The organism is Streptomyces cathayae (genome assembly GCF_029760955.1).
GTDB lineage: Bacteria > Actinomycetota > Actinomycetes > Streptomycetales > Streptomycetaceae > Streptomyces > Streptomyces cathayae.
Window position 1 is genome coordinate 4,724,416 of record NZ_CP121682.1, and the last position, 19,370, is coordinate 4,743,785.

14 protein-coding genes are annotated in these 19,370 nt (G+C 72.0%); 4 read left to right on the forward strand and 10 right to left on the reverse strand.

The window, feature by feature from the left end:
• Window positions 1–47 precede the first annotated feature (47 nt).
• Window positions 48–1,331, reverse strand: a complete 1,284-nt coding sequence (locus tag PYS65_RS21705) for an LCP family protein (protein WP_279335598.1) — start codon at window positions 1,329–1,331, stop codon at window positions 48–50.
• Window positions 1,332–1,448: 117 nt separating this feature from the next.
• Between PYS65_RS21705 and PYS65_RS21710 the strand changes: the two genes are divergently transcribed.
• A complete protein-coding gene (locus tag PYS65_RS21710) occupies window positions 1,449–2,006 on the forward strand; it encodes an acyl-CoA thioesterase (protein ID WP_279335599.1) in 558 nt (185 codons plus the stop codon).
• Window positions 2,007–2,188: 182 nt separating this feature from the next.
• Here PYS65_RS21710 and PYS65_RS21715 read toward each other — a convergent pair whose 3' ends face one another.
• Window positions 2,189–3,691, reverse strand: coding sequence for an LCP family protein (locus tag PYS65_RS21715; protein ID WP_481008089.1), 1,503 nt, complete (start codon window positions 3,689–3,691; stop codon window positions 2,189–2,191).
• A gap of 160 nt (window positions 3,692–3,851) precedes the next feature.
• Here PYS65_RS21715 and PYS65_RS21720 point away from each other — a divergent pair, with 160 nt between their 5' ends.
• Entirely contained in the window at window positions 3,852–4,889 is a 1,038-nt protein-coding gene (locus PYS65_RS21720; protein WP_279335601.1) for a glycosyltransferase family 2 protein, read from the forward strand.
• A gap of 61 nt (window positions 4,890–4,950) precedes the next feature.
• On the opposite strand, the gene PYS65_RS21725 is transcribed toward PYS65_RS21720, so the two are convergent.
• The 5 genes from PYS65_RS21725 to PYS65_RS21745 all read right to left on the reverse strand — a co-directional run bounded on the left by PYS65_RS21725 (window position 4,951) and on the right by PYS65_RS21745 (window position 13,046).
• The gene (locus tag PYS65_RS21725) at window positions 4,951–6,582 is read right to left on the reverse strand and encodes an LCP family protein (RefSeq protein WP_279335602.1); all 1,632 of its coding nucleotides are present in this window, start codon (window positions 6,580–6,582) and stop codon (window positions 4,951–4,953) included.
• A 153-nt stretch (window positions 6,583–6,735) separates the two neighbouring features.
• Window positions 6,736–8,460: an LCP family protein gene (locus PYS65_RS21730; protein ID WP_279335603.1), complete on the reverse strand. Its 1,725-nt coding sequence runs from the start codon at window positions 8,458–8,460 to the stop codon at window positions 6,736–6,738.
• Window positions 8,461–8,727: 267 nt separating this feature from the next.
• Window positions 8,728–10,548: an LCP family protein gene (locus PYS65_RS21735; protein WP_279335604.1), complete on the reverse strand. Its 1,821-nt coding sequence runs from the start codon at window positions 10,546–10,548 to the stop codon at window positions 8,728–8,730.
• 239 nt (window positions 10,549–10,787) lie between these two features.
• Window positions 10,788–12,065: an LCP family protein gene (locus tag PYS65_RS21740; RefSeq protein ID WP_279335605.1), complete on the reverse strand. Its 1,278-nt coding sequence runs from the start codon at window positions 12,063–12,065 to the stop codon at window positions 10,788–10,790.
• A 225-nt stretch (window positions 12,066–12,290) separates the two neighbouring features.
• Window positions 12,291–13,046, reverse strand: a complete 756-nt coding sequence (locus PYS65_RS21745; RefSeq protein ID WP_279335606.1) for a TIGR03089 family protein — start codon at window positions 13,044–13,046, stop codon at window positions 12,291–12,293.
• A gap of 129 nt (window positions 13,047–13,175) precedes the next feature.
• Here PYS65_RS21745 and PYS65_RS21750 point away from each other — a divergent pair, with 129 nt between their 5' ends.
• Together PYS65_RS21750 and manB are read left to right on the forward strand one after the other, a co-directional pair.
• Window positions 13,176–14,489 carry a peptidoglycan recognition protein family protein gene (locus PYS65_RS21750; protein WP_279335607.1) on the forward strand — a complete coding sequence of 438 codons (1,314 nt, stop codon included), beginning with the start codon at window positions 13,176–13,178 and terminating at the stop codon, window positions 14,487–14,489.
• A gap of 129 nt (window positions 14,490–14,618) precedes the next feature.
• On the forward strand, window positions 14,619–15,701 hold the full coding sequence (gene manB, locus PYS65_RS21755; protein WP_279335608.1) for a mannose-1-phosphate guanylyltransferase: 1,083 nt from the start codon (window positions 14,619–14,621) through the stop codon (window positions 15,699–15,701).
• Between the two features lie 110 nt (window positions 15,702–15,811).
• Here the strand turns inward: manB and PYS65_RS21760 are convergent, their stop codons facing one another.
• The 3 genes from PYS65_RS21760 to cofD all read right to left on the reverse strand — a co-directional run bounded on the left by PYS65_RS21760 (window position 15,812) and on the right by cofD (window position 19,362).
• A complete protein-coding gene (locus PYS65_RS21760) occupies window positions 15,812–16,813 on the reverse strand; it encodes a DNA-3-methyladenine glycosylase family protein (RefSeq protein WP_279335609.1) in 1,002 nt (333 codons plus the stop codon).
• A gap of 114 nt (window positions 16,814–16,927) precedes the next feature.
• Window positions 16,928–18,352, reverse strand: a complete 1,425-nt coding sequence (locus PYS65_RS21765) for a coenzyme F420-0:L-glutamate ligase (RefSeq protein ID WP_279335610.1) — start codon at window positions 18,350–18,352, stop codon at window positions 16,928–16,930.
• Window positions 18,349–19,362, reverse strand: a complete 1,014-nt coding sequence (gene cofD, locus PYS65_RS21770; protein WP_279335611.1) for a 2-phospho-L-lactate transferase — start codon at window positions 19,360–19,362, stop codon at window positions 18,349–18,351. The genes PYS65_RS21765 and cofD overlap by 4 nt, the downstream gene beginning before the upstream one ends.
• Window positions 19,363–19,370: the final 8 nt, after the last annotated feature.

Genomic DNA, 19,370 nt, shown 5'->3' on the forward strand with positions numbered 1-19,370 from the left:
GGGCACCGTTCGCCGGTGTCCTCGGCCGTGTCGGTCCGTCCTGAGGGTCAGTCGCCCTTGACGGTGACCTTCTCGTCGTTGTTCAGCTGGGTCACCAACTGCTTGACCTTCGCCTTGTCCCAGAGCAGGTTGCCGCCGGAGGAACCCGCGAGGGGCATGTTCATCGAGGTGCCGTCGCCGCCGCTGACGCCCTTCATCGCCCAGAACATGCCGGCCAGGTCGAACAGGCCCATCTCCTCGTCGACGATCAGGGAGTCCAGGCCCGCGCCCATGGTCGGGTACAGCCTGAACGGGTTCAGGACCGTGCTCGGCGTCGCCACCTGGCTCGAGAGGGCGGAGAGGAACTTCTGCTGGTTCTTCGTGCGGTCCAGGTCGGAGCCGGCCAGCGCGTACCGGGTGCGGACGAAGGCGAGGGACTCCTCGCCGTTCAGGGTCTGCTTGCCCTTCTTGAAGTCGGCGCCGGACTTGGTGTCCTTGATGTCCTGCGGGATGTCCATCTCCACGCCGCCGACCGCGTCCACGATGTTCGCGAAGCCGGCGAAGCCGATCTCGACGTAGTGGTCGATGTGCAGACCCGTGTTGAACTCGACCGTGCGGACCAGGAGTTCGGGACCGTCCTCCGCGTACGCGGCGTTCAGCTTCACCTGCCGGCCCGTGCCCTGGAACGTCTTGCCGGACTCGGAGCCCTTGAAGGTGGGTATCTCCACGTTCGAGTCGCGGGGCAGCGAGATCAGGGTGGGACCGTTGCTGCCGGTGTGCAGGATCATCATCGAGTCCGTGCGCTTGCCCTCGGCGGACCCGGTGCGCAGCTTCTTCTTCTGCTCGTCGGTCAGCCCGGCCCGGCTGTCGGAGCCGACGATCAGGTAGTTGGTGCCCTCGCCCGCCTCCGGCCGGTCGATGACGATGGACAGGTCGACCTCGCGGTTCAGCTTGGAGTCGGCCCAGAAGTAGGTGCCGACGGTCGTCACGACCAGCAGCGTCGCGACCGTGATCGACGTCAGCTTGATGCGGCGGCGCCAGTCCGGCGCGGGACCGTGCGCGTAACGGCCGTCGTCGCCCGGTCCGCCGTGGCCGCCCCCGGCGGGGGACCCGTAGACCTGGCCGGTGTTGTAGTCGCTCGCATGGTCACTGTGACCGCCGTGCCCGCGGCCGTCCACGTACGACGGCTGCTGCGGCACTCCGCCGCCGTACGCCCCCTGGCCGGGCGGGACCGCCGGACCGCGACGGACCTGCCGCATGACGCGGGCGCTCTCGGGCCGCGCGTTCCCGCTTCCGCGTCCGTAGCGGGCGCCGCGGTCGTCCTGAGGCCATGCCTCGGGCCAGTTAGTCATGCGCAACAGTGTGCAGGTCCGGGCCGCGCGCCGTCATGGCCACCGGAAAATAGCAGCAGCACCGTTGCCAAGCTGACACAAACTTCCCGGATGCGGCCACGGCATAAGGTGGAGGTCATGACAGATCAGGCTCCAGCCGCACCCGTGGAGAGTCCCGACATCCCGGGCAAGCCCATCGCGGCGTCGCGGACGACCCTCAGCCACATCATGACCCACAACGACACCAACCTGCTGGGTACGGTGCACGGCGGCGTGATCATGAAACTGGTCGACGACGCGGCGGGCGCGGTCGCCGGCCGCCACTCCGGAGGGCCCGCCGTCACCGCCTCCATGGACGAGATGGCCTTCCTGGAGCCGGTCCGGGTCGGCGACCTGGTCCATGTGAAGGCACAGGTCAACTGGGCCGGCCGGACGTCCATGGAGATCGGCGTGCGGGTCCTGGCCGAGCGCTGGAACGAGTCCACCCCGGCCACTCAAGTCGGCTCCGCCTACCTCGTCTTCGCGGCCGTCGACGCCGACGGCAAGCCGCGCCGGGTGCCGCCGGTGATACCGGAGACCGAGCGGGACCGGCGCCGCGGCCAGGAGGCCCAGATCCGCCGCACCCACCGCCTGGCCCGCCGCCGCGCCATCATGGAACTGCGCGAGAAGCGGGCGGCGGACGGGATCGAGGACTGACCCGGCCGATCCGACTGATCCGGTTGACCCGGCCGATCCGGCCGAGCCCCCGTCCCGGCTGATCCGGCCGAGCTCCCCGTCCCGTGCGGAAGGGCCGTGCGCATCCCCGCCGCGCACCTGCGTCGCGGGCTTCCGTCACGCACCTGCGTCGCGGGCTTCCGTCACGCACCTGCGTCGCGGGCCTACGAGCACTCCACCTCGTCGCCCCGCACCACTCCGAACTCGTCCTTCCCGGGGTCCTCGGCCCGGACCTTGCGGACCTTCTCGAAGTCGCTGCCGGCGATCACCTTCAGGGTGGCGCCCTGGCCCTTCACCGCGCGCAGTTCACTGCCCGGCAGGGCGGCGGCGAGGGACTTCGCGGAGCGGTCCCAGCGGGGGTCGTGGGCGACGACGGTCCGCCGTACGGAGTGGTCCGCCGCGTTGGCGGGGGCGCGGGTGGTGTTGAAGCCGGTCGCCGCGAGGGCCGCGTCCACGCGGCGGCCGAGGCCCTGGATCCCGGTGCCGTTCTCGACCTGGACACGGATCTGCCGGGGGTCCACCGGGACGCGCAGCGCCGCGTCGGGCGAGGAGTGCGTGGAGAGCGGCTTGTCCTCGCGCAGCGCCTCGAAGATGCGCTGCGACTTCTCGGGGTGCCACTTCAGGGCCGAGCCGAGGCCCTTGACCGTGACTCCCGTCCTCGCGAGCGGCACGGTGGTGAACTCGGAGGAGGAGGGCGAGAAGTTCCGCATCGCCCGCCCCAGGTCCAGCAGTTCGTCGGTGCCGAAGCCCTTGTCGGCGCGGACCGAACCGAGCACCGCGCGCGTCACGTCCCGGAACTTCATCGGGTTCAGCAGCATCCCGGAGGACGTGGCCCGGTCCACCAGCGCCGCCATGAAGCGCTGCTGGCGTTTCATCCGGCCGAGGTCGGAGGCGCCGTCGACATGCCGGGCGCGTACGTACCGCAGGGCCTCGCCGCCCCGCAGGGTGTGCCGGCCGGCGGGCAGGTCGAGGCCGGTGTGGCTGTCCTTCAGCGGTTCGGTGGTGCACAGTTCGACGCCGCCGACCACGTCGACGGTCTTCATGAAGCTGGTGAAATCGAGCTCCAGGTAGTGGTCGATCTTCACCCGGGTCATCTTCTCCACCGTGCGCACGGTCAGCTGCGGCCCGCCCTCCGCGTACGCCGCGTTCAGCTTGACGGGGTGCCCCTCGTGCTCCTCGCCGCTCACCCGGTCGGTGTGCGGGGGCGTCATGGCGTACGAGTCGCGCGGCAGGCTGACGACGCTGGCCCGCTCCCGGTCCTCCGAGATGTGCACGATCATGACGGTGTCGGTGCAGTTGCAGGGCGCCCCGCCGAGCCGGTACTTCCGCCGCTCCTCCGTGCCGATCTTCTCGCGGCCGTCCGTGCCGACGAGCAGGATGTTCATGCCGTGGCCGGCCTCGGGGCGGTTCTTCATGTCCCGGAACGGGTCGACCCGGTCGATTCCCGAGTCGAGGCTGGTGACCACCGCGTGCCCGATGCCGGCGGAGGCGAGCACCACGACCGACAGGGTGGTCACCGCCCGCATGCCCCAGCGAGGTCTCCGGCGTCCCGCCGGTCTCGGACCGCCCCGGCCGGGCGGTCGCGGGCGGCGCTGTGGCTCGGTGCGGGGACGGGGGCGCGGGCGCGGGCGGGGACGAGGGTGAGGAGACGGCGGCTGCGGGGGCAACAGGGAGACACCTCCGGACGGGGGCCGGACGAGGGCCGCGGCTCCGTACGGGGCCGTGCCCGGGATCTTGAGCACCGTAGGCCGATACGATCTGCGGCCCGGCGCAGCCGCACCCGGCGCGCGCACCGCTGTCCCCCGTTCGCGGTAACGTGAGGCCCCTATGAACGCCAATCCCGACGTGCGGCACCCCGCCGTTTCCGTGATCATGCCCGTCCTCAACGAGGAAAGGTATCTGCGTGGCGCCGTCCACGCGATCCTCGCCCAGGAGTACGCCGGCGAGATGGAGGTCGTGATCGCCCTCGGTCCGTCCACGGACCGCACGGACGAGATCGCCGCCGAACTCGTGGCCGAGGACCCGCGGGTGCGTACCGTGCCCAACCCGACCGGCCGCACCCCGGCCGCCCTCAACGCGGCGATCAAGGCCTCGCGCCATCCGATCGTGGTCCGCGTCGACGGGCACGGGATGCTCTCGCCGGGCTACATCACCACCGCGGTACGCCTCCTGGAGGAGACCGGCGCGCAGAACGTCGGCGGCATCATGCACGCCGAGGGGGAGAACGACTGGGAGCACGCGGTCGCCGCCGCGATGACCTCGCGGATAGGCGTCGGCAACGCGGCCTTCCACACCGGCGGCACGGCGGGTCCCGCCGAGACCGTCTACCTCGGGGTGTTCCGGCGCGAGGCGCTGGAGCGGCAGGGCGGCTACAACGTCGAGTTCATCCGCGCCCAGGACTGGGAGCTGAACTTCCGTATCCGCGAGGCCGGCGGGCTGATCTGGTTCTCGCCGGAGCTGAAGGTGTCGTACCGGCCGCGGCCGAGCGTGCGGGCGCTGGCCAAGCAGTACAAGGACTACGGCCGGTGGCGGCACGTCGTCGCCCGCTACCACTCCGGCTCCATCAACCTGCGGTATCTGGCCCCGCCGGCCGCGGTGTGCGCGATCGCGGCCGGAGCCGTGGTGGGCGCGGCGCTCACGCCGTGGGGCCTCGTGGTGCCCGGCGGGTACCTCGCGGCGATCGTGCTGGGTTCCGTACCCGCCGGCAAGGGGTTGCCGCTGAAGGCGCGGCTGCGGATACCGGTGGCGCTGGGCACCATGCACATGTCGTGGGGCTGGGGCTTCCTGACCAGCCCGCGCTCGCTCGCGAAGAAGGTCATCGCCTCCCGGCGGCCCGCGGTCCACGCGGACGCCCCGGCCGCCTGACCCGTCTGCACCGCGGACACCACGGGCCCCCTTCCCGGACTCGGGAAGGGGGCCCGTGGTGTCAGGACCAGGTGAAGGCCGGGTTGACCTTCATGCAGGCCGTGTCGTCCGCGCCGTTGAGGGCCTCGGCCGACTCGGGGGTGGTGTCGTCCTGTTCGGGGGCCTCGTACGTCGTCCCCTCACGCCAGTCGGCGCCCACGACGAGCGTGACTCCGGAGACGTCGGTGGACCGCTGCACCGAACTAGCCGGAATCCCCAGGGCCTCGGCGACGCGGTGCGCGTCGCCCTCCAGGTCGGCGCTCGGGTACCGCACCGCCGTCCGCTCCCTGCTGAGGGAGCCGGCGGTGCCGGCGAACGCACCGGTGAAGCCCGTCTCCCGCAGGATCCCGGCCACGGCGCTCGCGCGGCCGGACGCCGCGGCCAGGGCGTCGGTGCGGGTGCCGTTGACGACCTGGACCGCGATCTCGGCGTCGGGGGCGGCCGGTTCGGTGGACGTGGCCTCCTGCGCCGCTTCCGCGGCCCGCGCCGACTTCTGGTCCCTGCCGTCCAGCGCGATGTCCTCACGGACCAGCCGGAAGAGCTGCTCGGCGTCCTCGGTCGGCTCCACCCGGGCGCCCACGTACCGGTTCGGCATCGTGGTCATGGTGACGCGCTCCGGCTTCACCTTGCGCAGCTCGTCGCTGAGGTCGTAGAGCTTCTTGACGGTGTCGAGGCCGGGGTCGACGGTGAGCGCCCGGGTGGCCTCCTCGGCCAGCCTGCGCAGCTTGTTGGGGCTGCTCAGGGTGGCGTTCTCGCGCAGCTCGCGGACCAGTGAGTTCATGTACATGTGCTGGGCCTTGGCGCGGGCGAGGTCACTGCCATCCTCGAAGCCGTAGCGCGTACGCAGCCACTGCAGGGCCTGCTCGCCCTTGACGGGGTGGGTGCCCTCGCTCAGCTTCAGCCCGGAGCCGTGGCCCTTGCTGTCGCGGGAGAGGATGTTGGCGTCCACGCACACCGGGACGCCGCCGACGGCGTCCGCCATGGAGACCACGCCGGCGAAGTCGACCATGACGAAGTGGTCGATGTGGATGCCGGTGAGCTCCTGCCAAGTGGCCACGGTGCAGCCCGGACCGCCGTGCCCGAGGCTCTGGTTGGTCATGACCCGCCCCTTGCTCGCCTCGTACACGGTCCCGTCCTCGGGGTCGGTGCACTTGGGGATCTGGACGAGGGTGTCGCGGGGCATGCTGATCACGGACATGTTGGTCCGGTCGGCGGACAGGTGCAGCAGCATCTGCACATCGGCCAGCGGTGTCGCGCCGAACGTCTCGCGGGCGCCGCCGAGTTTCTGGTTCTCCTCGCTGTCCCGGGCGTCGGAGCCGATCAGCAGGATGTTCAGCGGGGTCTGTCCGGCGGCGTTCGGCGTCGGCTGGGCGACCTTGTTGTCGCCCAGGTTCAGCGGGTTCTGCTTGATGTTGTCGTTCAGGTGCCGGTAGTAGACGTAGCCGGCCCCGGCCGAGCCGACGAGGAGCAACGCCAGGACCGCCGCGAACCACTTGAGCATCCGGCGCCGCGGGCGGTGGCCGCCGTCCGCACCGGACGCCGGTATGTCCCCGCCGTCGTTGTCGGACGCCTTGTCGGACGGGCCGTCGGCCGCGCCGCCGTCCGGTTCACGCCGGTCGTCGCGGAGTGTCCTCCGCGCGGCGCTCTGCGTCACTGCCGCCGTCCTCCCCACCCTGGAAACTCCTCGCGTCATGGAACAAGGCCCGTCCTGCGTTGTGTTAGACGCACGACGGGCCCTTCAGTTGCACGCGGAACGCAACCGATTCAACAACTTTTGGCCAGGGTTCCGCATGTGCTCGGCTGAATGTCAGCTCGCGCACTGCACCTTGTCGGCCGTGGACTTCTCCACGTCCGGAGCCCCTGCCGCGGAGCCGTCGAGCCGGGCCCCGGCGTCCGTGAAGTCCTCGCCGAGGGTCAGCGTCATCGCGGGCAGACCCTGGGAGTTGGTGGCGCTCTCGCCGGGTTTCATCCCGGATCCGGACAGGCCGAGGATGTCGGCGAGGCGGCGGGCCTGGTCGGCCTGGTCGGGCGCGTACTCGAGGGTGGTCCTCTTCAGCGTCTTCGGGGCGTTGCCGGCGTTCTCCGACTTGCTGACGCCCTCCTCGAGCTGGAGCCGGTTGAGCATCTGCTGGGCGCTGCCCGACGGGGCACCGCCGTTGAAGACCTGCACCCGGACCTCGGAGGCCTCCGCCTTGGGGCCCTTGAGGCGGGCGGCGACGGCGGTCTTCTTCTCCTTCTTCTGCCGCTTGACCTCGGTCAGCGACACGTCGTTCGCGATCGCCGCGAAGAGCGGGGGTGCCTTGGCCTCGTCGAGGACGACGGTCGCCTTCACCGTCTCCGCGGGGTTGTCCCGCACCGGCACCGTGGTGAAGGAGATGTTCTTCGTCGGTACCTTCTTCAGCTCCAGGGCGACGTCCTTGAGCGTGCTCACCTTGCCGATACCGGTGTCCACGGTCAGCGCCTCGGTGGCGGCCTCGGCCAGCTTCAGCAGCCTGGTGGGGCTGGTGAGGGTGTCGCCGGAGGACATCTTGCGCATCAGCGAGGCCAGGAAGTGCTGCTGCACCTTGATCCGGTCGAGGTCGCCCTCGTTGCCGAAGCTGTGCCGGGTACGGACGAAGGCGAGGGCGTCCTCGCCCGCCACCGTCGACTCGCCCGCCGGCAGCCTCAGCTTCGACTGCCTGTCGTCGACCGCGTGCTGCAGGCACACCTTGACGCCGTCGACCGCCGTGGTGAGGGTCTTGACCGCGTTGAAGTCGGCCATCATGAAATGGTCGACGGGGATGCCGGTGGCCTCCTCCACGGTGCGCATCGTGCAGCCCGGGTCCCGGCCGCCCTCGCCCAGGCTGCGGTTGAACCGGGCGCCCTGCAGCCCCGGGATCACCTTCCGGGTCCCGTCCTCCAGCGTGGTGGGGCAGTCGGGGATGTCGACGATGAGGTCGCGCGGGATGCTCAGAGCGGTGGCGTTGGTGCGGTCCTGGGAGACGTGCAGCAGGATCGTGGTGTCGGCGTGCCCGACGCTGTTCTTGTCGCCGTATCCCTCGTTGCCCGCGCCGGTGCGCTTGTCGGTGCCGAGGACCAGGATGCTGAAGGCCTCGTCCTTGCTGAAGTCGCCCGAGCCCGCGTCACCGACGTCGGTCGTGTGGACGTTGCCCTCGAGGTGCTTCAGATAGACGTAGCCGGCCGTTCCGGTGGCGAGCACCACGAACGCCATCGCCCCGCCCGCCCACAGCAGGGCCTTCCTCGTCCTCGGCCTGCGCTGGGGCGGCCGGTTGCCGCGCCGTCCGGGCGGCACCTCGGGGGCATCCCGCCGCCGCGGCGGCGGGACCTCACGGCCGGGAGCCCGGACACGGCCGGACACTGCGGCGTCGGCGCCGGCGTTGACGGGGTGGTGGCCGCTGCGGCGGGGGCCCGGGAGGGGTGACTGCGGTGCGGAGGAGCCCAGCCGCAGTTCGTACTCACCGGTGGCCGGGTTGATTATCCATTGGTCTGCGGGGTCGACATCGTCCGCCCGCCCACGGCTCTGCGCGTCCACGCTCGTCCGAATCCTCCGTCCGGGCCACGCAGCGCCCTCCCCCTCCAGAGGGTGTCCGCGCGTACTGGTCACCACCGTGCGCGACGCCAGGACGGTCCGCGCAGCCGGGGCACTGGAGCGTTCACATTAGCCGCCCGCCTGAGCGAGAAGTGGCTTCAGTGACGAATTCCTCGTCCTCGGAACGGGGCAAACCGCCCTATTGGGTGGGGAAATGGCGCCGTCGGCGGCTGCCTGCCGGGCAGGGCCTCCGGTGCCCTGCCCGGCAGGTCACTTGGCGCACTCGACCTTGTCCGCCGTGGACTTCGCAATGTCGTCCGGTGCCTTGGAAGGAGGCGTCAGGGAGACGCCCGCACCCTTGAAGTCCTCGCCGAGGGTCAGCGTCATCGTGGGCAGGCCCTGGGAGTTGGTGGCGCTCTCGCCGGGTTTCATCCCGGATCCGGACAGGCCGAGGATGTCGGCGAGGCGGCGGGCCTGGTCGGCCTGGTCGGGTGCGTACTCGAGGGTGGTCTTCTTCAGCGTCTTCGGGGCGTTGCCGGCGTTCTCCGACTTGCCGACCCCCTCCTTGAGCTGGAGCCAGGTGAGGGTGTCCTGGGCGCTGCCCGACGGGGCGCCTCCGTTGAAGACCTGTACCCGGACCTCGGAGGCCTCCGCCTTGGGGCCCTTGAGGCGGGCGGCGACGGCGGCCTTCTCCTTCTTCTTCTGCTGCTTGACCTCGGTGAACGACACGTCGTTCGCGATCGCCGCAAACACCTGCGGCGCCTTGGCCTGGTCCAGGACGACGGTCGCCTTCACCGCTTCCGCGGGGTTGTCGACCACCGGCACCGTGGTGAAGGTCAGATTCTTGATGTTGAGCTTGCCCAGCTCCAGACCGAGGTCCTTCAGCTTGTTGATGTTGTCCAGCTGGGCGTCGACGGTGAGCGCCTCGGTGCCCGCCTCCGCCAGCTTGAGCATCTTCGAGGGGCTGGTGAGGGTGTCGTTGGACTTCAGCTTCCTCATCAGCGCGCTGAGGAACTGCTGTTGCAGCCCGATCCGGCTCAGGTCGCCGCCGGTGCCGACGGAGTGCCGGGTGCGCACGTACGCCAGCGCCTCCTCACCCTCGATGGTGTGTGTGCCCTTGTCCAGCTTCAGGTGGGAGTCCGGGTCGTCAATGTCCTTCGCCACGCAGACCTCCACACCTTCGACCGCAGTGGTGAGGGTCTTGACCGCGTTGAAGTCGGCCACCATGAAGTTGTCCGGCGTGATCCCGGTCAGTTCGGTGACGGTCCGCATGGTGCAGCTGGGCGTGCGGTCGTTCTGGCCGAGGCTGGTGTTGAAACGGGCACCGGAGGAGCCCGGGATGACTTTCTGGGTCCCGTCCTCCAGCGTAGTGGGGCAGTCGGGGATGTCGACGATGAGGTCGCGCGGGATGCTGAGCGCGGTGGCGTTGGTGCGGTCCTCGGAGACGTGCAGCAGCAGCGTGGTGTCGGCGTGTCCGGCGCTGCCCTTGTCGCCGTATCCCTCGTTGCCCGCGCCGGTGCGCTTGTCGGTGCCGATCAGCAGGATGTTGATGGCCTTGTCCTTCTGGAAGCCACCGGTGCTCGCGCCGTCGTCGGGGATGGCGTCGATGTTGTCGTTGAGGTGCTCCAGGTACAGGTAGCCGCCCACGCCGGTGGCGAGCACCACGAACGCCATCACCCCGCCCGTCCAGAGCAGGACCTTCTTCGCCTTCGACTTCTTCTTCACCGGGCGGCGTCCGCGCCGGCCCGGCGGCGGCTCCTCCGGCGCGCCCCGGCGCCTGCGCGGCGGCGGGGCCTCACTTTCAGCCGCCTCGGGTTCGGTCGCCCCGCGTTCGGCCGCCCTGCGGCCGGGAGGCCGTTCCGGCGCGCGTCCGGGAGCGGCCGCGCGCCCGAGAGCGTCGCCGCGGCCACGCGGTGCGCCCGCGCCCTTGCCGCCGCCCACGCCGGCGGGGCGCGGTCTACGGGGAGAGGGGATCGAGGGTTGCGGTGCGGAATCGTTCAACCGCAGTTCGTAATCACCGGTGTCCGGGTTGAGCACCCACTGGTCTGCGGGGTCCATGTCGTTGCCCCGCTCACGGCCTTGCGCGTCCACGGTCGTTTGAGTCCTCCGTCGGTGCCACGCGGCGCCCTTCCCCTCCTGGGCGCCCGGTCGGTCACGCAGTGCGCGACTGCAGGACGAACCTCGGGTGCGCGCGCACCGGAGCGCTCACACTAACGGCACCGAATGACTTCCGGCGACGCCGGTGGCACATTCCATGTCCCTACAACTGGGCAATTCGCGCATATCCCTTGACATGACTTCACAATCTTGGAGTCGACTGTGCGCCGGCTTTACGCGCAACCGTCCTCGGCCGCCGTGTTTCCGGAGAATGTGGGCGTGGGGGAAGGGGGTCCGGACGACTCCGCGGATTCCCCCTGAGTGACCTTTCCGTCACCGTCCGTGCCGTCGTCGTCCGAATTCCCGGACGGTGCGCCGGATTCGGTTCCGGTGCCGGGGCCCTGCGCGGCCTCCTGTGCGACCGTCACCGAAGCGTCCCTGCGCAGCCGCTCGAACAGCGCCTCCGCCTCGGGCTGGGAGAGTTGGTCCCGATTGGCGTCGGCGGCATACGGCTCCCGTGGGACGGTGAGGAATTGCACACGTTCCGTCGGGATCTCGCGCAGCCCGCGGACGAGTTCGTACAAACCGCGCAGACTGGCCAGTTCCGGGTCGGTCGTCAGTGCCGAAGTGGCCGCGTCCAGAACGGGGTACAGCTTCACCGGATTCAGCAGAACGTCATTCCCCTGCACCTTGTTGACGAGCGCCCCGAGAAACCGCTGCTGGCGTTCCATACGGTGTGTGTCGCTACCGTCACCGAGCGACTTGCGGGCGCGGACATAACCGAGGGCCTGTTCCCCGTTCAGCGTCACCCGGCCCGCGGGCAGTCTCAGTTTCGCCGCCTTGTCGTCGATGGGTTCGCGCAGGCACACCTCGACGCCGTCGACCGCCTCGACCATCTCCTTGAAGCCGTGGAAGTCCACGACGATGTGATGGTCCACGCGAATGCCGGTGAGTTTCTCGACGGTGCGGATGGCGCAGGCCGAACCGCCCCGCTGGAAGGCCTGGTTGAACATCGTGAACACGGGCCCGGCGCGGGTGCCGTCCTCGCGCGGGCAGCCCGGCACGGCCACCATCAGGTCACGGGGCAGGGACACGGCGGTGGCGCTGCGCCGGCCCGCCGACAGATGCAGCAGGATCGCGGTGTCGGACCGCTCCGTCCCCGAGTCCCGGCCGTAGCGGCGGTTGTCGCCCCCGGAGCGCGAGTCCGAGCCGATCAGCAGGAGGTTCCGGGCCTCCTTGACCAGCGGGGTGGGCCGTTCCTCCTCGAACCGCGCGAGTTCGGCCGCGGCCGCCTCGTCCGGCGTGATGTTGCCGTCGAGCTTCACGTACACCGCCCACCCGGCCCCGGCGGCCAGGACGAGCAGCACGGCGAGACCGAGCCCGGTGCCCCGCACCCACCGTCGCCGCCTGCGCCGCGCCTGCCCCGTCCCGCTCGCCGAGGCTCCCGCCCCCGGCCCGAGGGTGCGCCCGCCCCCCGCGCCCGCGGGGGACGTGCCTGCGGTGTCGCTCATGACCGGTCCACCCCCTCACTGCGTACGGCGTGCGGTGGAGGCCGTACGTGCCGTGCGTGCCGCTGCTACGACGATGACCCGGATGCGGGACGGAGGCGGGCACTGCTGAGCCGTACGGGGGATGGGGCGCGGCGAACGGGGTACGGCCCGGCGGGCCCGGTTCGGACGAGTCCGTCCGCGCCGGGCGGGACCGGGCCGGGCCGTGGCGAAGCCGCCGGAGGGGCTCTAGCGGGAGATGACCGCGACCCGTTCGCTCTCGACGCGCTTGTCCAGGGCCTCGTCCCCGAGCCGGTCCAGGTTGCGGCACAGCACCACCGAACCGCCGGTCGCCAACGGCCCGTACAGGCCCGCGTGCAGGCCCTCCCAGGTGTCGTACGGCAGACCCGACAGGATGCGCGAGCCCGGTCCGGTCAGCCCGAGGTCCGTCGCCTCCGCGCGGGCCCGTTCCACCACCTCGGCCCCGGTGAACTCCCGTCCCGCCACGATCAGCGCCGGAGCCTCGGGGTCGACCGGCGCGTACGGCGCGAACCGGTCGCCCTGCCCGGGCACCTCCACGGCGTAGTCGGCGAAGCCCTCCGGGGGCTGCGGGAAGCGTCCCCCGAGCGGTCTGAGCGCCAGCGCGATCCGCGCGCCCGAGCAGGCCCGCGCGGCCTCCAGCGAGTCCGGCCCGCTCACCACGACGTCGGCCGCCGCCGGGTCGCCGGACACGTCCGCGACCGCGCCCACCGACGCGCACGCCAGCAGCCACACGGCCGTCTGCCAGTGCGCGGGCAGCAGAAGCGACACGCGGTCGCCCGGCTCGGCGGACAGTTCGTCCTGGAGCAGGTTCGCGGTCTTGGCCACCCAGTTGGCGAAGGTGGCCACGGACAATTCGACGCGTTCGCCCGTGGCGTCGTCGTAGAAGGTCACCAGGGGGCGGCCCGGGTCCGCGGCGAGCGCGGAACCCAGCAGGTCGGCGGGGGTGCGGTCGGTGGCGTTCATCCGCGCAAGCGTACGCGGACGCGGCTGTGCGCACCGGGCGGTGGGGACACCGGTTCGGTGGCACGGGCCCCGACAGCCCGTCAATTCCCCGATGGACAGATTTGTGTGACTATGTCCAGGATCGGGGGCATGCATAGAATTCCTGCTTCCGTCATCGGTGTCACCTGCGCGACCGCTCTTGTGCTCCCCCTCGCGCCGTCCGCCGTCGCGGCGAGCGCGGGACCGGGGCAGCCGGCCCGGGCGGTCCCCCGTGCGGCGGTGACGGCCGAGTCCGGTACCACGGGCAGCACCGAGTCGCTGCCCCTGCAACCCCTCGATCCCGACCGTGCCTCCGGCGCCGCAACGTTCGGCCTGACCCCCCGGTCCGTACGGAACTTCTCCCTCCTCGGTGTCGTCTGGGACGACCCCGCCGCCGAACTCCACGGCCAGGTCCAGGTCCGCACCCGCGGGGCCCGCACCGGCTCCTGGTCCGACTGGCGGGACGTCGAGGCCCGCAACGCCGACCACGCGGCCGACCCCGGCACCTCCGGCACCGGGGAACGCGCCTCGGGCCGGGTCCGCGGCGCCACCGCACCGCTGTGGGTGGGCGACTCGGACGGCGTGGAGATCAGGGTCCTGGCGGAGTCCGGAGGTCCGGGGCACACCGGTACGGCTGCCGAGGGTCCCGAGAGCGCCGAGGCCGCCGAGAGCACCGTGCTGCCGCTGCCGTCCGGGATGCGCCTCGAACTCATCGACCCCGGTGAGGGCAGCGCGTCCGCGGCCGGCACCGCGGACGGCCCGGCGGACGGCACGGGCGTGCGGCGGAAGGGCGCGGTCACGCGGCAGCGGGCGAATCCGTACACCGCCCCGCGCCCCGACATCGTCACGCGGGCCGACTGGGGGGCGGACGAGAGCCTGCGGGAGAAGGGGTTCGTCTACACGGACGAGGTCGGTGCGGCCTTCGTGCACCACACCGCCTCCGGCAACGACTACACGTGCGAGGAGGTGCCTTCACTCATCCGCGGTATCTACCGCTACCACACGGAGAGCATGGGCTGGCGGGACCTCGGCTACAACTTCCTCGTCGACAAGTGCGGGAAGGTCTACGAGGGCCGCGCCGGGGGAGTGGCGGAGCCGGTCCTGGGCGCCCACACCCTGGGGTTCAACTCCCACAGCATGGGGGTGGCGGTTCTCGGCACGTACAGTTCCACGGATCCGTCGGACGCGGCGGTGAAGGGCGTCGCCCGGCTCGCCGCGTGGAAGCTCGGGCTGTACGGCGTGGATCCGGGCGCGGAGACATATCTGACGTCCGAGGGTGGCAATCTCTACACAAAAGGCACGAGGGTACGACTGAACGTGATCTCCGGTCACCGGGACGGGTTCAACACCGTGTGCCCAGGGGGGAAGCTCTACGACCAGCTCGGCACCGCCCGCTCCACGGCGGCCGGTTACCAGGGCCGCTGAACCGCGCGGAGCCGCCGGGCCGGTTCCCCCTGCCGGGGACACACCGTCGAAAGCGCTGTGGAACGGTCTGCATAAACTGGCCGGCCGAAAGACAGTTCGGCCGGTCCCGGCAGGAAGCAGAGACGACAGGTGACAGAAGCGATCCTCCTGGTCGGCGGCAAGGGCACGCGGTTGCGCCCGCTCACGGTGCACACACCGAAGCCCATGGTCCGGGCCGCCGGGGTGCCCTTCCTCACGCACCAGCTGGCGAGAGCGAGAGCGGCGGGCGTCGAGCACATCGTCCTGGCCACGTCCTATCTGGCCGAGGTCTTCGAACCGTACTTCGGCGACGGGTCGTCGCTGGGGCTCCACATCGAGTACGTGACGGAGGCGGAGCCGCTCGGCACGGGCGGCGCGATCCGCAACGTCGCCTCCCGGCTGCACTCCGGCCCGGACGAACCGGTGCTGATCTTCAACGGCGACATCCTCACGGGCCTGGACATCCGGGCGCTGGTGCGCACCCACGAGACGACGGGCGCGGACGTCTCGCTGCACCTGACGAAGGTGACCGACCCGCGGGCGTACGGACTGGTCCCCACGGACGACACGGGCAGGGTCCTGGCGTTCCTGGAGAAGCCGCAGACGCCCGAGGAGATCGTCACCGACCAGATCAACGCGGGGGCGTACGTGTTCCGCCGCTCGGTCATCGACACGATCCCGACGGGCCGGCCGGTGTCGGTGGAGCGGGAGACGTTCCCGGACCTGCTGTCGGCGGGGGCGCACCTCCAGGGCCTGGTCGACTCCACGTACTGGCTGGACCTCGGCACCCCGGCCGCCTTCGTCCGCGGCTCCGCGGACCTGGTGCTGGGCCGTGCCCCGTCCCCGGCGGTCCCGGGGCGCTGCGGCGACCGGCTGGTCCTGCCGACGGCGAGGGTGGCACCGGACGCCAAGCTGGCGGGCGGGACGGTGGTGGGCGAGGGCGCGTTCGTGGCGGAGGGCGCGCGCGTCTTCGGCAGCACGATCCTGCCGGGTGCGGTCATCGAACCCGGCGCGGTCGTCACCGACTCGCTGATCGGCACCCGCGCGCGGGTGGGGGAGCGGTCGGTCCTCACCGGGACGGTCATAGGCGACGGCGCGGTCATCGGCGCCCGCAACGAACTCCGGGACGGGGCGCGGGTGTGGTGCGACGCCCGGATCCCGGCGGGGGCGGTGCGGTTCTCCTCGGACGAGTAGCCGGACGGAGACCGGGCACGTACCGGTACGGCTGAGGGCTCGGGCGGTTGACGGCTCGGGCGGTCGAAGGCGCGGACGGCTGGGGGATCGGGCGGCCGGGGGCTCGGGCCTCAGAGCCGTCCGATGTCCCAGTGCGGCCTCTTCGGAGCCCGCCGGGCCGGCGTTCTCCCGCTCAGCAGGATCAGCCGGGCCGCCCGGTGCCGCTGCCCGGCGTACGGCTCCAGCAGTTCGAGCATCACCGTGTCGTCCGCGTCCCGGTCCCCGGCGAGGGCCCACCCCACGATGCCCGGCAGGTGCAGGTCCCCCACGGTCACCTCGTCCGCCGCGCCGTGACTGCGCTGCACCGTCTCCGCGGACGTCCACGGACCGATACCCGACACCAGCTCCAGCCGTGCCCGCGCCGCCGCCGGAGTCATCCCGGCCGCCTCCTCCAGCCGCGCGGCGACGCGCACCGCCCGCAGGACCGTGGACGCCCGCTTGGTGTCGACGCCGGCCCGGTGCCACTCCCAGGAGGGGATCAGCGCCCAGGTGCGGGGCGACGGCATCACCGCCATCCGGTCGGGCGCGGGCCCGGGCGCCGGCTCCCCGTACTTCCGTACCAGCAGCCGCCACGCCCGGTACGCCTCGTCCGTGGTGACCTTCTGCTCCAGGACCGACGGGATCAACGACTCCAGCACCAGCCCGGTCCGCAGCAGCCGCAGTCCCGGACGCCGGTGCCGGGTGAGCGCCAGCACCTTGTGCCGGGGGACGAACGCCGCCGGGTCGTCCGCGGCCCCGAGCAGGTCCGGCAGCCGCTCCAGGAGCCAGTCGGCGCCGGGACCCCAGGCCTCGCCCCGCACCTCGCCGCCGTGCCGCGTCACCCGCAGCGTCCCCGGCCCGGCGGGCGTCAGGCTCGCCCGCCAGACGGAGCCGTCCGGCAGCGCGCGGAACGTCGGGTCCCCGGGCCCGCGCCGCAGCGGCGCCAGGACCAGACCGAGGTCCAGCGGCCCGTCCGGCACCCAGGTCCGCACCAGGGCCGGGACCGGTGCCTGGCGCGGCACCCTCGTGGGTACGGCGGTCCGTCCGCCTCGCACGGTCGTGCGAGCGGGCCGGGGAGCGAAACGTCCTGCCACAGAGAGGGTTCCGGGGAGTGGGGAGATACGGATGAAGAAGATGAAGAAGGGGAGAGCGCGGGTAGCCCTACCGGAGTGGGGCTCCTACGAGGGTAGGCGCCCCGCGCGTCCGGCTCACCGCACCTCGATGAACGCGCCGGCGTCCCGCTCCGGCCGTGGCCGGGGGTCCTCGGCGGGGTGGCCGACCGCGACCGCGCCCATCGGGTCCCAGTCCGCGGGCAGGTCCAGGACCTCGCGGACCACGTCCCGGCAGAACATCGTCGACGACACCCAGGCCGAGCCCAGCCGCTCACCGGCCAGGGCGACCAGGAAGTTCTGCACCCCGGCGCCCGTCGCGACCACGAACATCTCCCGCTCGGCGGCGTCCCGCCGCGCGTCCCCGTAGGTGTGCGAGCCGTCCATGACCAGGCAGGGCACGACCAGACAGGGCGCGTTGCGCAGGACGTCGCCGCGGCGGACGCGCCGGGCGATGGACTCCTCCGTCTTTCCGTCCCGGCGCAGGTCCGCGATCCAGGCGTCCCGCATGGCGTCCAGCAGACGGACACGGGACCCGGGGGACTCCAGCAGGACGAAACGCCACGGTGTGGTGTGGTGCGGCGCCGGGGCCGTCACGGCCGCGGCCACCGCGCGGCGCACCGATCCCGGGTCGACGGGCTCGTCGGTGAAGGCCCGTACCGTGCGGCGCCGGGTCACCGCCTGCCGGACCGCCTCCGACGTGCCGAGCCGGAACATGTCGTCGCGGGAGTCGCGGACCAGGGCCCGTGCGCCGTCGCCGTGGTCGTCGTCGGCCGTGACCAGGCCGGGCAGCCCGCGGACGACGGCCACCGGCAGGCCGGCGGCCTTGCCCTTGACCAGGTCGCCCGCCGCGGCGAGTTCGTCGGCGGTGGCGACGACGGTGGCGCCGAGCGGATTGCCGTGCGCGTCCGTGCCGCCGCGCAGGTCGTCCAGCACGTGAACGCCCGCGGCGCCGATCGCGACGTCCGTCAGACCCGCGCGCCAGGGGCGTCCGAAGGTGTCGGTGACCAGCACGCCGACCGTGACCCCCAGGGCGTCGCGCAGGCCCGCGCGGATCGCCCGCGCGGACCCGTCCGGGTCCTCGGGCAGCAACAGCACCGTGCCGGCCGGGGTGTTGGACGCGTCGACCCCGGCCGCGGCCATGACCAGGCCCTGCCGGTTCTCCACGATGCGCAGGGCGCCGCGCCGGGCCACCACCCGTACCGTCTCCGCGTCGATCGCGGCCTCCCGGTCGGAGGCCTCCAGTATCCGGCCCTCCGCCTTGGAGACGATCTTGGAGGTGACGAGCAGCACGTCACCGTCGGCCAGCCCCGGCTCCGCGGCCGCGATCAGCTTGGCCAGGTCGTCCCCCCGCCGGACCTCGGGCAGGCCCGCGACGGCCCACACCCGGTACCCCGCGGACGCCGCGCCGCCCGCGTGCGGGTCGTCGGGCACGCGGGTGCCGTCCACGGTGTCGCTCACGTCGCTCACGTCGCTCATGTCGTGTATGTCGTTCATGTGGTCCATGTCGTTCACGTCGCTCAAACCGACCGCACCTCCTCCGCCAGTGCCAGTGCCTCCCGCGCCATCCGCGTGGTCGCGTCGACGTCGGTCATCATCAGCGGCACCGCCCGGCACCGGATACCGGCCTCCTCGACACGCTCCACACAGGCCGCGTCGACCGTGTCGACCAGCCAGCCGTCCAGCAGGCCCGAACCGTAGTGCTCGGCCACCGCCGGCGCGGTGGACTCGACGCCGACCGCCGCGAGCACCTTGTCGGCCATGCCGCGCACGGGCGCGTTCCCGACGATCGGCGACAGGCCGACCACCGGCACGCCCGCGTCGGCGATCGCCTCACGGATGCCGGGGACGGCGAGGATCGTGCCGATGGAGACGACCGGGTTGGACGGCGGGAAGAGGATCACGTCCGCCCCGGCGATCGCCTCCAGCACGCCCGGCGCCGGCTTGGCCTGCTCCGCGCCGACCGGCACGACCGCCTCGGCCGGGACCGACGCCCGCAGCCGTACCCAGTACTCCTGGAAGTGGATCGCCCTGCGCTCGCCGGGTCCCGCGGTCTGGGCCGCGGCCCCCGCCGCGGTTCCCGCCGGGTCGTCGGCGGGCAGGGTGACGGCGACATGGGTCTCGACGCGGTCGTCGGTCATCGGGATCAGCCGGACACCCGGCTGCCAGCGGTCGCAGAGCGCCTCGGTCACCGCGCTCAGCGGATATCCGGCGGCGAGCATCTGCGTCCGCACGATGTGGGTGGCGAAGTCCCGGTCACCGAGCCCGAACCACCCCGGGCCGACGCCGTACGCCGCGAGCTCCTCCTTGAGACGGAAGCTCTCGTCGGTCCGCCCCCAGCCCCGCTCCTCGTCGATGCCGCCGCCGAGCGTGTACATCACCGTGTCGAGGTCCGGGCAGACCTTCAGCCCGAAGAGGTGGATGTCGTCCCCGGTGTTGCCGATGACCGTGATGTCCGCGTCCGGCGCGGCCCGCTTCAGACCGCGTAGGAAACGGGCACCGCCGATGCCGCCTGCCAGAACCACAATGCGCATGGGAAACA